Source organism: Flavobacterium geliluteum (genome assembly GCF_017948595.1).
Classification (GTDB): domain Bacteria; phylum Bacteroidota; class Bacteroidia; order Flavobacteriales; family Flavobacteriaceae; genus Flavobacterium; species Flavobacterium flavipigmentatum.
In genome coordinates this window covers 13,083-28,507 of record NZ_JAGFBV010000014.1, presented here as the reverse complement: position 1 = coordinate 28,507, position 15,425 = coordinate 13,083, and the positions used below count along the sequence as shown (strand labels likewise).

Annotated in this window: 18 protein-coding genes; 16 read left to right on the top strand and 2 right to left on the bottom strand. The window is 33.5% G+C overall.

Annotated elements, in window-relative coordinates; genetic code table 11:
* The first annotated feature begins 48 nt into the window (after window positions 1–48).
* The 11 genes from J3495_RS10045 to J3495_RS09995 all read left to right on the top strand — a co-directional run bounded on the left by J3495_RS10045 (window position 49) and on the right by J3495_RS09995 (window position 6,454).
* A complete protein-coding gene (locus J3495_RS10045) occupies window positions 49–522 on the top strand; it encodes a Dps family protein (RefSeq protein WP_210666422.1) in 474 nt (157 codons plus the stop codon).
* 106 nt (window positions 523–628) lie between these two features.
* A complete protein-coding gene (locus J3495_RS10040) occupies window positions 629–814 on the top strand; it encodes a CsbD family protein (RefSeq protein WP_210666421.1) in 186 nt (61 codons plus the stop codon).
* Window positions 815–963: 149 nt separating this feature from the next.
* A complete protein-coding gene (locus tag J3495_RS10035) occupies window positions 964–1,521 on the top strand; it encodes a helix-turn-helix domain-containing protein (protein WP_210666420.1) in 558 nt (185 codons plus the stop codon).
* A gap of 15 nt (window positions 1,522–1,536) precedes the next feature.
* Window positions 1,537–1,983 (top strand): response regulator, encoded by a 447-nt coding sequence (locus J3495_RS10030; protein WP_210666419.1) that lies wholly within the window; start codon window positions 1,537–1,539, stop codon window positions 1,981–1,983.
* 12 nt (window positions 1,984–1,995) lie between these two features.
* Complete coding sequence (locus J3495_RS10025; RefSeq protein ID WP_210666418.1) at window positions 1,996–3,780, top strand: sensor histidine kinase; 1,785 nt, start codon at window positions 1,996–1,998, stop codon at window positions 3,778–3,780.
* 132 nt (window positions 3,781–3,912) lie between these two features.
* Window positions 3,913–4,482 (top strand): DUF4142 domain-containing protein, encoded by a 570-nt coding sequence (locus J3495_RS10020; RefSeq protein ID WP_210666417.1) that lies wholly within the window; start codon window positions 3,913–3,915, stop codon window positions 4,480–4,482.
* 39 nt (window positions 4,483–4,521) lie between these two features.
* Window positions 4,522–5,163 carry a porin family protein gene (locus J3495_RS10015; RefSeq protein WP_210666416.1) on the top strand — a complete coding sequence of 214 codons (642 nt, stop codon included), beginning with the start codon at window positions 4,522–4,524 and terminating at the stop codon, window positions 5,161–5,163.
* 34 nt (window positions 5,164–5,197) lie between these two features.
* Entirely contained in the window at window positions 5,198–5,350 is a 153-nt protein-coding gene (locus J3495_RS10010) for a lmo0937 family membrane protein (protein WP_210666415.1), read from the top strand.
* Window positions 5,351–5,401: 51 nt separating this feature from the next.
* The gene (locus J3495_RS10005) at window positions 5,402–5,689 is read left to right on the top strand and encodes a YtxH domain-containing protein (protein WP_210666414.1); all 288 of its coding nucleotides are present in this window, start codon (window positions 5,402–5,404) and stop codon (window positions 5,687–5,689) included.
* Window positions 5,690–5,724: 35 nt separating this feature from the next.
* Window positions 5,725–6,093: a hypothetical protein gene (locus J3495_RS10000; RefSeq protein ID WP_210666413.1), complete on the top strand. Its 369-nt coding sequence runs from the start codon at window positions 5,725–5,727 to the stop codon at window positions 6,091–6,093.
* Between the two features lie 22 nt (window positions 6,094–6,115).
* Window positions 6,116–6,454: a hypothetical protein gene (locus tag J3495_RS09995; protein ID WP_210666412.1), complete on the top strand. Its 339-nt coding sequence runs from the start codon at window positions 6,116–6,118 to the stop codon at window positions 6,452–6,454.
* A gap of 288 nt (window positions 6,455–6,742) precedes the next feature.
* Here the strand turns inward: J3495_RS09995 and J3495_RS09990 are convergent, their stop codons facing one another.
* Window positions 6,743–8,074: a DUF5723 family protein gene (locus tag J3495_RS09990; RefSeq protein ID WP_210666411.1), complete on the bottom strand. Its 1,332-nt coding sequence runs from the start codon at window positions 8,072–8,074 to the stop codon at window positions 6,743–6,745.
* Window positions 8,075–8,562: 488 nt separating this feature from the next.
* Window positions 8,563–9,639, bottom strand: a complete 1,077-nt coding sequence (gene prfA, locus J3495_RS09985) for a peptide chain release factor 1 (protein WP_210666410.1) — start codon at window positions 9,637–9,639, stop codon at window positions 8,563–8,565.
* A 962-nt stretch (window positions 9,640–10,601) separates the two neighbouring features.
* Here prfA and J3495_RS09980 point away from each other — a divergent pair.
* The 5 genes from J3495_RS09980 to J3495_RS09960 all read left to right on the top strand — a co-directional run bounded on the left by J3495_RS09980 (window position 10,602) and on the right by J3495_RS09960 (window position 15,369).
* A complete protein-coding gene (locus tag J3495_RS09980; RefSeq protein WP_210666409.1) occupies window positions 10,602–11,420 on the top strand; it encodes a hypothetical protein in 819 nt (272 codons plus the stop codon).
* 176 nt (window positions 11,421–11,596) lie between these two features.
* Entirely contained in the window at window positions 11,597–13,063 is a 1,467-nt protein-coding gene (locus J3495_RS09975; RefSeq protein WP_210666408.1) for a caspase family protein, read from the top strand.
* Window positions 13,064–13,899: 836 nt separating this feature from the next.
* On the top strand, window positions 13,900–14,388 hold the full coding sequence (locus J3495_RS09970; RefSeq protein WP_210666407.1) for a hypothetical protein: 489 nt from the start codon (window positions 13,900–13,902) through the stop codon (window positions 14,386–14,388).
* Window positions 14,389–14,831: 443 nt separating this feature from the next.
* Window positions 14,832–15,083, top strand: coding sequence for a type II toxin-antitoxin system ParD family antitoxin (locus J3495_RS09965; RefSeq protein ID WP_210666406.1), 252 nt, complete (start codon window positions 14,832–14,834; stop codon window positions 15,081–15,083).
* Window positions 15,076–15,369: a type II toxin-antitoxin system RelE/ParE family toxin gene (locus J3495_RS09960; protein WP_210666405.1), complete on the top strand. Its 294-nt coding sequence runs from the start codon at window positions 15,076–15,078 to the stop codon at window positions 15,367–15,369. The genes J3495_RS09965 and J3495_RS09960 overlap by 8 nt, the downstream gene beginning before the upstream one ends.
* Window positions 15,370–15,425: the final 56 nt, after the last annotated feature.

The following is a 15,425-nucleotide window of genomic DNA, read 5'->3' as shown; positions in this document are numbered from 1 at the left end:
GGCGTATTGATTGTTTAACTTTGTAAAACAACATTTAATGAAATTATTATGAGCCCAAACATCGGAATTACAACAAAAAACTTAAAGAAAAGCGCCACCATATTAGCCACTATTTTATCTAATGAAATGACATTGTATGTAAAAACCAGAAAATTTCACTGGAATATTTCAGGAAACAGTTTTATGGAATTGCATAAATTATTTGAAGAACAGTACCGCATTTTAGAACAAAATATTGATGAAGTAGCGGAGCGCATTAGTCAACTGGGCGAAAAAACAATTGGTACAATGAAAGAGTTTATCGAAAACTCTACTCTAAAAGAATCTCCAAAGGAATATGTGTCTCAAAAAGTGATGCTTGAGGAACTTTTGAACAATCACGAGCAATTGGTAACAGAGTTTCGTGATTATATTCCGCAATTTGAAAATGACAATAATGACATAGGTTCTGCCGATTTTATCACGGGATTATTACAACAACACGAGAAAATGGCATGGATTTTACGCCGCTATTCTATTTAGAAAATAATAAATGTGAATTATAGAAGAATCTCAAAAATAAATATAATACATATTAAAGTGACAATTTGCAATTTTACAAAACTATTAATTTTAAAAAAATAAGATCATGAACACTACAGAAATAAAAGGAAACTGGAACGAGCTAAAAGGGAAACTAAAACAAAAATATGCTGACCTGACAGACGACGATTTATTGTACGAAGAAGGAAAAGAAGATGAGTTATACGGAAAGATTCAACAGAAATTAGGAAAAACCAAAGAGGAATTACAAGATATTTTCTCAGGTTTGTAACTTTTTTTATTCAAACAAGATACCGTCTAATACGCTAATTAGACGGTATTTTTTTGATTTTGAAACATTTATATCTTTTAACTTTTCATGCCTTTTTTAAATTTTAAACCAAAAATAAAATAAGTATCTTTAACCATTATTTATTTATCATGAAATTATTTATCAAGTTTGACATCAATACTATTTGTTCTCTTTATTTAAAACAAAAATTAGAGGAAGAAAATGTAAATTTTACCACTTTAGGCTTTGGAGAAATTGAGCTTGATGAAAACCTTAGTATTGAAGCATTAGAGACTTTAAAAAAGAACTTGAGTCCCTACGGTTTCGAGGTTGTCGAGAATCAAAAAAGCGTTTTGGTACAAAAAATAAAAGATGCCATTATTGAGCTCGTATACATGGAAGACAGCAATAATTATAAAAGTTCTGTTTTTTTAGCAGAGAAGTTAAATCATAGTTACGGTTATTTATCCAACATTTTTTCTGAAGTAACGTATTCTTCAATTGAAAATTTTATCATATTGCAAAAAATTGAGCGAGCCAAACAATTGATGTTGGTCAATGAGATGAGCTTAACCGAAATTGCTTTTTTACTTAACTACTCAAGTGTTGCCCATTTGAGTACGCAGTTTAAAAACACGACAGGAATTACACCATCTGCTTTTCAGAGGATTATCAGGAAAAGAAGAGAACATTTAAAACAAAACTAAATACCATACAAATCAATGCAAAAAAACGCATTACATATCTTACTCGCTGATGACGATGAAGATGACCGCTTATTTTTTAAGGATGCTTTTGAAGAAGTAAAAGTACAGACTAAGGTAGAGTTTGCTTTTGATGGGATGCAGTTAATGGAATATTTAACGCAACCAGATGCAAAATTACCGGACATACTGTTTCTGGATTTGAATATGCCAAAAAAAACTGGTAAAGAGTGTTTAGCAGAAATTAAGCAAAACGAGCGGTTAAAAAATATTATTATCGCCATTTATTCTACTTCTTCTTCTGAGCAGGATATAGAAGATACTTTTGTACAAGGAGCTAATATTTATATCAAAAAACCAAGTGATTTTAATGATTTGAAAAAAATTATTAATGAAGTCCTAACAGTAAATTGGCACTATCAAACATCTGGCTTGAACCGTGATAACTTTTTGTTACGACTATAATAGTGATTGACAATGAAGTGGATTCCAAAGTTTAATTCTTCAAACTCATTAAGAGTTATTTTTGTAATTGCTATTTTCATTTTATTATTTCTTTCATCAATAGCTTACAAACACAACAGGGATTTGAACGAATCCAGTAAGCTATTGATGCATAATTACGAAATAAACATTCAGCTAGAACGCTTGATGTCTGCGATAAAAGATGCCGAAACAGGACAGCGCGGATACATTATTACCAGAAACAGCCGCTTCTTGAGTCCTTATCTTTTTTCAAGAGACAAAGTAAACACCTCTTTTATTGCTTTACGAAAACTTACGGCAGACAATCCCAAACAACAACAAAACCTTCAACGGTTATTCAAACTCATTATTCTTCGTTTTGCTTCTTTCGAAAATTGTTTAAAATACAGCGAACCTGCCACTTATGATAAAAGAAAACTAGACAATCACATGTTTGGCGGCAGAATTCTGATGGAGAACATTCGGTTTCAGGTCGATGAAATGAATGATATTGAGAAAAAATATTTACAAAAGAGACTCAAAATATACGATCAGGAAACTTCATTAGGCCCTGTCTTTTCTATCTCTTTGTTTTTGGCTGCTATGACTTTTATTTTACTGGCCTACCGACAAATAAGCAAGGATATTGTTCGATTAAAAATATACAACCGAAGACTCTTAATTTCTTCCGGTTTAATGGCAGAATCTGAAAAAATTGGAAAATTCAGCACCTGGCAATGGGACTTAGAGACCGACAAAATAATTTATTCTGATAACCAATTTCGTTTGTTAGGTTATGAACCCGGAGCGTTTGTGCCTACAAAAGAGACTTTCCTAGAATTTGTGCATGCAGATGATAAAGCGATGATAGAAAAATCAATGGAAGGAATTGTCAACCACAAATCGCTTCCGTTTGTTTATTATAAAATTGTTCGTCCCGATCATCAAATTAGGTACTTAAAATCTACCGGAAAACTTTTGGTGGACAGAAATGGAAGTAAAATTTTATTAGGAATCAATTTTGATATAACAGATGAGCATTTGCTGAATATCGAACTGCAAGAGCGAAATAGCGAACTTGAAAAAAGCAATAAAGAACTGGCTTCCTTTAATCACGTTGCAAGTCATGACTTGCAGGAACCGCTCAGAAAAATTCAGACTTTTATTTCGAGAGTTTCAGATGCCGATAAAGCGGTAATGTCTGAAAGCGGAAAAAATTATATTTCTAAAATTGAAATTTCTGCCAAAAGGATGCGTGTCTTAATTGATGATCTGCTTTTATTTTCCCGAACCAATACAACAAAAAAGGAATTCATAAAATCGAGTTTGACGGAATTATTCGAAAATGCGCAATTAGAATTAAACGAAGCGATCGAAGAAAAAAAGGCCGTTATTATCACCACAAAATTGCCTAAACTACACGTAATTCCATATCAAATAGAACAGCTTTTTATCAACTTGATTGGAAATTCTTTAAAGTACAGCCAAAATGATATTGCACCAAAAATTGTGATCGAATGTGATAAAATACATTCCACTTTGTATCCCGAATTACTGGATCAATCAGTAAAGAAATTTTATAAAATTACTTTTTCTGATAACGGAATGGGTTTTGACCCTCAGTTTAAAGAAACCATTTTTATTCTTTTTCAACGTTTACATTCTAAAACAGAATATCCAGGTACCGGCATTGGTCTTGCTATCTGCAAGAAAATTGTAGACAACCATAAAGGGTATATTATTGCCGACAGTACACCAAACAAAGGGTCGGTATTTACTATTTTTCTTCCCGAATAAAAACCCATAAAACCAGCAAAACAGCGTTATATAAGTCCTTTATGGGAATTATATAACGTTTCTTTTTTATGCTGTAAAGCAAAAGATACATTTCGTTAGCACCTTTGTAATGTAATCTTTTAGAAAGCAAATATGAGAGTTAAATTAGTATCGGAATCATTATTTTACAAAATAGCTCTTTCCGTTTTAATTCTTTTTTCTGCTGAATCCTGCAAAGAAAACGATACTCTGGAAGAGGAAACTAAAAGTGAAATTTTAGAAAATAATACGGAGGAAGAAAGAGAAGCACATTTTTTTATTGCTACGGCAAATATCAGTAAAAAAATGGTTTCGAAAAGTCAGATTGCACAGCAAAAAACGTTGCAACATGATATAAAAGAATTGAGTAAAAGACTAGAGCATCAACAAAATAATGTTTTTCAGGAAATCACGAAAATGGCCAATAAAAAGCTCATTATCATTTCTGAAATCAATGCGGCGGGAAACGATGATCTCTACAAACTGATGAATGCAAAAGAAAAGAATTTTGACAAACTGTATTTAAATGATATGACAAATGCATTGTCTGATGAAATTAATTTACTTCAAACAATAACAAAGGAAACAGGAGACATTAGTATTTTAAAATTAGCCAACTCAATTCTGCCAATACAGTATGAGTTTTTAAGAGAAACAGAAAAATTAAAAGAGAGAATCAATTAAATACAATTATAAATTAACTAACATTTAAATTTTAACACTATGAAAATGCAATCAAGAATTTTATACGCCTTAACCTTATTGATGACCGCTTCTTTTGGAGTGATGCAGGCACAGGACGATACTGTTTCTACCGAGTTTGGTATAAAAGGTGGTCTGAATATGTCTAACCTCTATACTGATGATGCAGATGACGAAAACATCCTTTATGGTTTCAATGCAGGTCTATACGCCACATTGCCAATCTCTGATTTTATTGCTATTCAACCTGAAATTTTGTTTACTACAAAAGGTGCAGAATTAGAGTACAACAATGCTTTTGCTTCTGGAAGCTCAAAATTCAAATTAAACTATATTGAAGTTCCTTTATTAGTAAGAGTAAATATTACTAAAAACTTTAATGTTCATGCAGGTGGTTATGCCTCTTATTTGGTAAGTTCTAAATTAACGGGTGAAGGAGATTTTAATTTTGAAGAAGAAATTGATACCGACGATCTGAACAAATTTGATGCTGGTATTGCAGCCGGTGTTGGAGTAGATTTTAATCCTATTAGTATCGGATTACGTTACAATTACGGATTAACTACCGTAGGAAAAGAAAGAACCGTTGGCGGAACTACTTTTACTTATCCAGATGCAAAAAACAGTAACTTATCGTTATATCTAGCTTACAAATTAAACTAAAAAAAAGTAATTAACCCTTTAAACCCAAAATATTATGTCAAATTTATTATACACAGTCGCAGTCATTTTAGTTATTCTGTGGGCCCTTGGATTCTTTGTTTACAGTCTTGGAAGCATCATTCATATCTTATTGGTAATTGCAGTAATAGCAATACTATTTAGACTTATCAAAGGTCGAAGTATTTAAACATCAATAAAAATTATACAAAAAAAATTATTAATTACTAAATCAAATATTATGAAAACGAGTAACACAATCTTAGGAATTTTAGGAGCTGCAGCTGCAGGAGCATTATTAGGAGTATTATTTGCACCGGACAAAGGTTCGAATACCAGAAAAAAAATCAAAGACAAATCAAAAGATTACGGAGATGATTTAAAAGGTAAAGTAGATGGGATCCTACACACGCTTTCCAGCAATGGAAAAGATATGATTGAAGAGGGTAAAGCTAAATTTAATCAGGTTAAAGACGAATTTAACGCTGCTAAAGATGAAGCAAAAAACACTGTAAAAACTAACTATTAATACGTGAAATTTTTAAATCATAAACTATCCCTACCATGGAAACAAATGCAACAACATCGGAAAATCTGAACATTTTTGAAAAAGCTGAAAACTATACCAGAACAAGTTTAGAATTAGTTAAACTAAGAACGGTAGCAGCATCAGCAGATGTTTTATCAACATTAATCTCTAAAATAGCAGTTTTCGCTGTTGTTGCCATTTTTTCAATGTTTCTGAATGTTGGTTTAAGTTTATGGATAGGATCACTTCTGGGCGCTTATTATTATGGTTTTTTTGCAATGTCTTTTGTCTATCTCATTTTTGCAATTGTACTGTATACCAATCAACACCGATGGATTAAGAATCCTATTGGAAACATGATTATATCCAGTTTGCTGAATGATAAAAAAAATAATTCAAATTAAACCCTAACTAAGAACGACCGATATGGAGACTGTTTACGATACCGCCAAATTAAATCAGATGATTTTGCAGACCAAAGCGCAACAAAAGGCCGATTGGGATGCTATTGTAGCCGAAATTGATGAGATCAAAGATAATTTAAGACCTATCAATCTAATCAAAAATACTGTTGAAGAAATAAACGAAAGTGTTGGCTTCAAAGGTAGTTTGGCTCAGTCAGCGATTAGTATCGGCATTGGCTATCTGGCAAAAAAGTTTGTAATCGGTAAATCTGATTCTAAAATCAAAAACATTTTTGGTTCTTTATTGCAGCTTGTTGTAACCAATTTAGTCTCTAAAAAACAGGAGACGTCACATGAGTAACGGTCTAACTTAATAAAAGTATTATGGAAAAACTAAGCGAAATAGTATTGAAAAATGGTGTGTACATGTACTCGAATATCTATAAATGTCTCGAATACACAAGAGTATTTCTAGGTATCTAACTTGCTTTATACGTTTTATAAAAACGGTTAAACAGTTAATATCCTTCCCTATAAATCTGATTTTCGTAGAAAGTCAGAGCCTTAGAAAAAAAGCAAAGTCTGCATCAGCCGACTTTGCTTTTTTGTTTTTAAGAACTAGAAAACTTTAGGAATTAAGGGTCATTCTTTAATTATAATTTTGATAAATAGGGAGTTTTAGACCAACGTAAAGATTACAGGCCTTAGAATTATTCGAAAATAAATTAGAAACCAAAGATCCCGAACCAATAAACAAAGGACCTGCCCTAAAACCCGTCCCTATTTGAAGACCGCTGTACTCCATCCAGGTCACCGGAATATAAAAACTAAATTGTCTGGTCTCATATCGTGGCGTAAGGGTTGCCGAATTTGCAATCGTGGTGCTGTTTAGCTTTTTAGCATCTACCAATCCAAAATCAGTACTTAGATTCAGGTAAAACCTATTATCAATGTTCCAATCAAAGTTGGTGTGCAGTGCTGTTGGCAAATTTGCCTTTACCCCTTTTCTTGATGACGTTTTGGTATAGTTGGCATCAAAAAACGCAAAGATATCATCTGCATTTTCAATATCATCTTGTGTCACTCTACCAGTTAGATCATAGGTGTTTTCGACAGCATTTTTATAATTTAGCTTTCCAATATCTGTTACTGCCACTGCTGCTTTCAGCTTATACCTATTTCCTGCACACGAATGACAGTTGGTACGATACTCATACGTAAAACCCAAATCGATACCTACACCGGCCGAAGTTCCATCAAACTCCTGATTCTCTCCGTTTGCATAATCATAGCTTGCAGCCGTCTTTAAAGTTCCTGTAGAGTAATATTCGCTTAAAGCGGGATTGACATCGTTTTTATTAAAAGCAACACTCAGATTAGTTCCGTTGATGTAACCGTTGGTACCCGCCATTAAGTATTTTAATGTAATACCTCCTTTTATAAATTGTTGATCATCATCTAACAATACTGTACCATAACTGGCGCCAATTTCTGCCCAGGAATTAGTAACTGCGTTAGGATTGCCTGCTGTTATCAAGAAACTATTCGATACATCGACATCTTTATTGATTTCGTCAAACAGCTCGCCATTTACGCCTATCAGATTGGTTATGCTTCGCACTCTCGAAAAAAGAGCAATACTGTGCGTAGGTGTAATATTCAGCATAAAAGAAGGTCCCAAAATATCTACATTAAGATTGCCTCTGTTGTTGGTTTTTATGTTTCTGCGTGCATCTTCCTGCAAGTCAAAACTGCCGTCTAATACCTGCGCAAAATTGACACCGTATAAATCATTCTGACCCGTTGCACTTACAGAGAAGAGTGTAACATCGGCTTTGTATTTCGAATCAACAACCGCAGAAGGATTAAACAAAACCGACTGTATTCCGGCATAATTATCGTCTCTAAATCCAAAATACGATTGCCCCTGTGCACATAAAAAGCTTCCAGCGAAGCAACATAATAGTAAAGTTCTCTTCATAAATTATTTTTTAAATGGTTGGCTGTTAACCCTTTTTCACTTAAAGGTCTTTACAAATATTAACAAAAAAAACGAAAAAAAAGCCGAACTAAATTAATTTAGCCCGACTTCTCTACTCTTTTTATTTCTTGCCTCTTTATTCTTTTTTTCTCCATAAAAAACCTCAGAAGGTTCTTTCTTTTTTTTAAGCTTCTGAGGTTCTGAGTAGCTAAGGTTCTGAGTAGCTAAGGTTCTGAGGTACAAAGGTGCAAAGGAACAAAGGGACAAGGTTGCAAAGGCTCAGAGCCTTTTTAATTTATGCAAAAATAAAACTTAGCCACTTAGAACCTTAGTCACTCAGAACCTCAAAAAAAAAAGACTGCCTTCACAATTAAGTAAAACAGTCCTTTTTTATATATATTAAAAACCTCTGAGCCTTTGCAACTCTGCACCTTTGAACCTCAAAAACACCTTAGTAACTCAGAACCTTAGTAACTTAGTAGCTTCTTTTAAAAAACCTCCGAAGCTTCTTTCAGTTTCTCCATGTTATTCACCAATTGAAGCTCTGCCACAATTTTCTGAATATCACCATTCATGATATTTCCTAAATCATACAAAGTCAAACCTACTCTGTGATCGGTTACACGACCTTGAGCGTAGTTGTAAGTACGAATCTTAGCAGACCTGTCACCAGAACTTACCTGAGAGGTACGTTTTGTAGCATCTTCGGCTTCTTTTTTGGCCAATTCCTGCTCGTACAAACGCGAACGCAAAACATTCAGCGCCTTATCTTTATTCTTGTGTTGTGATTTCTGATCCTGACATTGCGCCACCAATCCAGTCGGAATGTGTGTCAAACGTACCGCAGATTTCGTCGTATTTACTGATTGTCCTCCAGGTCCAGACGAACAAAAGAAATCAACACGTACATCGTTCATATCAATCTGTACATCAAACTCCTCTGCCTCTGGCAACACCATCACGGTAGCCGCAGATGTATGCACACGACCCTGAGTTTCGGTCTGAGGAACACGTTGTACACGGTGTACACCGGCTTCAAACTTCAAAGTTCCGTAAACATCTTCTCCCGAAACCTCAAAAATAACCTCTTTAAATCCGCCAGAAGTTCCCTCGTTCATATCTACAACCGAAGTTCTCCAACCCTGATTCTCACAATATTTGGTGTACATTCTAAACAAATCTCCGGCAAAGATACTCGCTTCATCACCACCCGTTCCGGCACGAATCTCGACCATCACGTTTTTGGCATCTTCGGGATCTTTCGGGATCAGCATAAACTTGATTTCTTCCTCAAGTTCCGGCAGTCTTTCTTTTGCTTCATCCAATTGCATCTTGGCCATTTCGGTCATATCTGCATCACTTCCATCGGCAATAATTTCGTTTGCCTCCTCTATATTAGCCATCAAAAGCACATATTCATCACGCTTTTCAGCCAATGCTTTTAGGTTTTTGTACTCTTGATTCAATTGCACATAACGTTTCTGATCAGAAATAACATCCGGCTGGATAATCAAATCCGAAATCTCGTCGAAACGTTGTTTTACTATTTGAAGTCTATCTAACATTTTCTAAATCCTTTTATTGGAGTGCAAATTTACGAAATTTTTGTTGAAAATTCTATCATTCCGCTTTTGAGTTTTTTAGCCTCCATTTCAACAGCACTTTCGGGAGTATCAGATTCTTTTTCAGGAGCTGAATCCTGCTATCCGCTCTATCTTTTTAGGCAGATTGTTTACGGTTCTATTTAGCTATTTTCGTTTGCCAAAAAAGGATGCCGCTTCTATCAGGGCTAGGGCATCGCGTCGCACCAGCAATTTATTCTGGAACACCAACACTCGCACCTACATCCATACAAATCGTATGCGTATAAAGACAGCTAACCCACTTAAAAATCTCCAGAAATCTGACAGTCAATAAAATTTCTTTCGCCAGCCGCGAGGGCAACTTTAGACTGTTTGTTAAACATTGTCAAATAAAGGTTCAAAAAACAGCTCGTTTGGGGTTCTAAGCTCCATCGATGACGTCCTCAATGTCAAATTTGGGGTATCGAACCCCATCGATGGGGTTCCAGACGTCAAAAATGGGGTTCCCGACGTCAAATTTGACGTCCTTGTGGGTCAAATTTGACGTTCCGAACGTCAAATTTGGGGTTCCGAACCCCAACCGAGCACCTCAGCACCCCAACCGAGGGGTTCCGAACCTCATCAGAGGGGTTCGCAACCCCAAATTTTAGGTTGTAGACCTAAATACTTCAGTACAAAACCGAAACACACCCTCAAAACACGTATAAACACCTGCTCCCGACTATTTATTTAGTGCTATACTTGTCTCCAAATAAATAAATAAATAAATAAATAAATAATCAACCATTACGGTTTTCCTCAGAGATGATGATGCGAGAATTGTTATATTTGTTTTTAGAATTAATGAAGCATTTGTACTGCTTTATTATTGAAACTGAAACATACTATAAAACGGAACAAAACTTCCTATATACACCTTAATTAGGGTAGATTGGAGCCATTTTATGGCTGGTATAAACAAGTTACCTGACATTTTAGAAAACTCGATGGAGAATTGTAAACTTTGCAAAGAAAGAATTGCTGATAAACTAAACTCACACATAATTCCAAAGTTTATGTGTAAGCGACTTTTTGAAAATACAAATCCAAGACATAGTGTTCAAATATCAAAAGACGGAATTCAAACTAAACTCCAGGATATTCCAAAAGAGGATCATATTTTATGTAGTTGGTGTGAAAAACGCTTAGAAAAATTAGAAACCTATTTCGCACGAGTTTTCGTGGAGGTAAATTCATTACAAAATGCAAAGAGAAAGTACAAGTTAGAAATAATCGAAAATCAAGAAATATTACATTGTGAGGAAATTAATCCATCTTTATTTTATTTATTTTTCTACTCTTTAATTTGGAGAAGTTCAGTTTCGAAAAACATACTATTTGATACATTCAAGTTCAATGAAGCTATCGAAGAAGAAATTAGAATTTTTCTCAATAATAATTTAAAAGAACTTCATAGCGATTTATTGGAACATTCTAAAAAAATTGAAAGCGTGCCAAATTATTACTTGTGTTTAGTAAAACCAAAAAATAAAACCCGAGGAATATTTAGTGCATATAATTTTAGCCAAAATTCATATGCAATTTATACGGTTGACTATGCGCTATTTTTTTACACAAATGAAGATGACTGCTTACTCGCACATAAAACTTATGGAAACTCAAGAAATGAAACGTTCAGAATTTTTATTGGAAATGATGAGAGCTGGAAAAAATTGAATAATTTGGTGGTTGAAAATATGTTAAACTATAAAAACGTCAGGTAACCGCTGTCAAACGCAATCGCTGGTTTTCGGTAAATTGTTCGTTTCTTTTTCTTAACTTCGTTTTGTGCTAGTGGAGAAAACTCGGTCGCCAAGCCGCGACTGCGTCTGGCAGCAAACCGTTGGCGGTAATACCTCGTAATCGCATAAATTGACATTAAATTAGACCGAATTAAAAAATGAAAATAAAACAAAAGCATGTTAATAAAGAATCAAGTGGTAGCTATCAATATTGGAAAGAGAATATTTTAGCGAACCATTTAGAAGAAAATTACGAGATACTATCTCACCCAGATATTGTTGATGTTTATCAAATTGACATTACCAACGGTAATAAAAAATATATTGACACAACAGATAGATATATAGCAGTCACCAACTATTTACAAAAAAGTGACCAATACGTTATAAAAGATACTGATTTTAAATTCGATGAAATGTACAGAATAATTTCTAAACCAGAAGTTACAGAGCATCCACGAAAAAGAATTACATTGGATAACAAGATAAAATTATCAACACGCAGAAATATTCTTGATAGCTTTTTAATTACACGAATTCCTTGGTTTGGAAATCTTGAACAAACATCATTTCTTGGACGACTTTATGACCTTTCATTACTTCCTTCCTTAGACCCAAGATATACAACTGCACTTGAAGACATCCATAAACACACTTTTTTAAACAATGATTGGAGTGATGAATGGATTTTTACTGATGAACGATTTTATATTTTACACTCTACTGATAAAGATTTTTTAGATTTTTTATGCTTGACAATTCATCCTACAGTAAGAAAAGAAAGTGAAGAAATAACTACTTTATTAGAAATATACACAAACAATCTAAAAAGAGATGGTTTTGGTTTAGAAAAATCTGAAGAAATTGCTGGTTTTCCAACTTTTAAAGCATTCGAATTTGATATTGCTACAGAAGTAACTAAAACTACTACCACATCTAAACCAGAAATCAAAAAGGCACTTGTTATTGGTTGCAGTACATATCAACATTCAGGAGTATTAGTAAATCCTTTGAATGATGCAAACGAAATGGAAAAAATTCTGCAACAATTGGGATTTGAAGTAATAAAAAAAATTGATCCGACACAAAAAGAATTAAAAATTGTCATTGATGAATTTGGTGATGTTTTAAAAGGTAGTGATGTTGGATTGTTCTATTTCGCGGGACATGGAGTTCAAGTACAAGGATTAAATTACTTAATTCCAATTGATGCTAATTTAACTTCTGAAAAATTAGTTGAGTACGATTGTGTTGAAGCAGGAAGGGTTTTAGCTCATATGGAAGATGCAAGAACTTCTGTTAATCTTATCGTATTAGATGCATGTAGAAATAATCCTTTTGAAAGAGCTTGGGGACGAGGAATTGGACAAAGGGGGTTAGCAACGATGAATGCTCCAAAAGGTTCTTTAATTGCTTATTCAACAGCTCCGGGTCAAACTGCATCAGACGGCAGTGGAAATAATGGGTTGTATACAGAAGCGCTTCTAAATCATATTAATGGTAAATCCACACCAGTCAATACAATGTTTCAAAAAGTAAGACTTGAAGTTATGCAGAAATCGAGAGAAGAACAAATTCCCTGGGAATCAACATCATTAACTGCCGATTTCTATTTCAACAATTAGTACTACCGCCAACCGTCGTTTGGCAATATGGCGGGATTTGGCTTAATTTAAAGATGGTTTTGTACTTGGAAAATTAGTCATTAACCGAAAGATTAGGCTTCCTTAGTCCACCACATCGCCAAGCGACCAAACGTTGGCGGTCAGTTGAAACCGAACTTACGCAAAAGACTTTAAAAGAAGGTTTTAGTTGCACAGAAAAACAGAAAATATAATCGTGAAAAACAGAAAAGCGAAAATTGAATTTTATTTACTAAATTGATTGAATAAAATTTCGCTTTAGTTAATTTTAGTCGATTAATAAGAATAAATAAAACTATAATTATGATAAAATTTATTAGATGGATTCTTTATGTGGGATTAGTTTTTCCGATAATAAATTCTTTTTTGCAATTATATTACAACATAAACTTCAGAATAGAAAAGGTGCTTTACGTAAGTTATATAACTAACAATGTCTTTTCTATTTTCAATATCATCTTTATTTTGTTGAGTATTTATATGTTTAAAAGAGAAAGAAAACGTCTTTATCTATATATTTTATTTTATAATTTGTTTTTTTTAGTAATGCGTAATTTTTAAAAAAATAACCAACAAAACAAACTGCACTAATTTCGCATTATATGAAAAACAAGTAAAATTTCAATCATAAGTTCGACTGAAAACAACCGAACCGCCAACACTTGTTACAAGAGATTTGGGCATTTGGATTAATTTGAAAACGGTCTTGTATTAGGGAAGTTTAGGCAAATCCGAAGATAAGGCTTAATTTAATCCCAAACCTCTTGTAGCAAGGGAACGGTTAACTGCAAGCTTCCCAGAACGAAAACTAAAACCGAATGTTTAAACGAAAATCTGAACTATATAATTACATTCAAAAGTATAAGGATTATGATTCTGACTTTTGGTCTTCTGGGCATGGAAATCTTGAAATTTTATCTATGCTTTTGAAATTCACTGATAATTCCTGGGAATTATTAAAAAATGAAATTGCAGAATGGAATTCTAACGAAATAGAAATACTAGCTAATGCGTTATGCGATAATGAAAGTTGGTATTATCAAGAAAGTCTTGAAATAAATTTACCCCAAAGAAGTCATTTATTTGCATATATTTTTGCTACAATTGAAACTAATGTTGCCTTTGATCTACTTGATGATTTTGAATTTATTTTTAAAGGAAAACCTAAAGAAAAAAATTTGTTGGAAATGATAAAAATACAAATTGAAAATATAAAGCTTCATCCAAGTGTAAATCTATTTTATCCAAAAGACAGAATAAACACAATTGAGAAAGAAATAATAGAAAAAATAAAAGCCAGCAGTTAACAGCTGTTTCTCCCCCCGCTAGTCCTAGCATTAGGTAACACAGGCGCTGGCGCGATGCCTCTGGCTCGTGCACACAAACTCTACGAAGTATTCTTCTTAAATATCGTGTTTGTTGTGGGAAGTCTCCCGACTTCGTAGCTTGCTCCACAGTTTTTAATTAATGGTATACTTGTATCAAAATCAATAATCTCCAATTACGGTTTCCTATAAAGGTGATGATGCCAGAATTGTTATATTTGTTTTTAGGATGAATGAGGCAGCTGTGATGCTTTATTCTCAAAACGGAAACATACTATAAAACGAGACTGAACTTCGTGTATACACCTCAATAAGGGTTGATATGCGTAACTTTGTAGCGAGTATATACAAGTTATGTGAGATTCCAAAAAAATACAGAATAATTTGAAAAGTTACCATTTTTTGGTAACTTAGCTAAAAAAATTATGGGACGAAATACTTCTATATCGCTTGGCAATCATTTCGAAAGTTTTATCGAACACAGTGTAAATAATGGAAGATTCAATAATGCAAGTGAAGTTGTAAGAGCCGGTCTTCGTCTTTTAGAAGATGAAGAAAATAAAATTGTAGCTTTAAGAAAAGCGATTAATGATGGAATTGAAAGTGGACGTGCAGTAGATTTTGATGCTAAAAAACATCTTAACGTTTTAAAAGCAAGAAAAAAATCAAATGGCTAAATATTATTTAACAAATAAAGCTGTTGATGACTTAACTGAAATTTGGGATTATACAATCGAAACTTGGTCTGAAATGCAAGCTGAAAAGTATTATGATTTACTTATGTCATCATGTCATGATCTAGCAAATAATCCAGAACTTGGTAGAAAATATGATATAGTTATGAAAGGAATATTAGGTTTTAAATCAGGTGAACATATTATCTTCTACTCAATTATATCAAAGAACGAAATAGAAATCGCAAGAATTCTTCATGGAGTGATGGATTTAAAAAGCAGACTGTAAGGAACCAGCTCTGCGAAGTGTTCTTCTTAAATATTATGATTGCTGTGCGAAGTCTC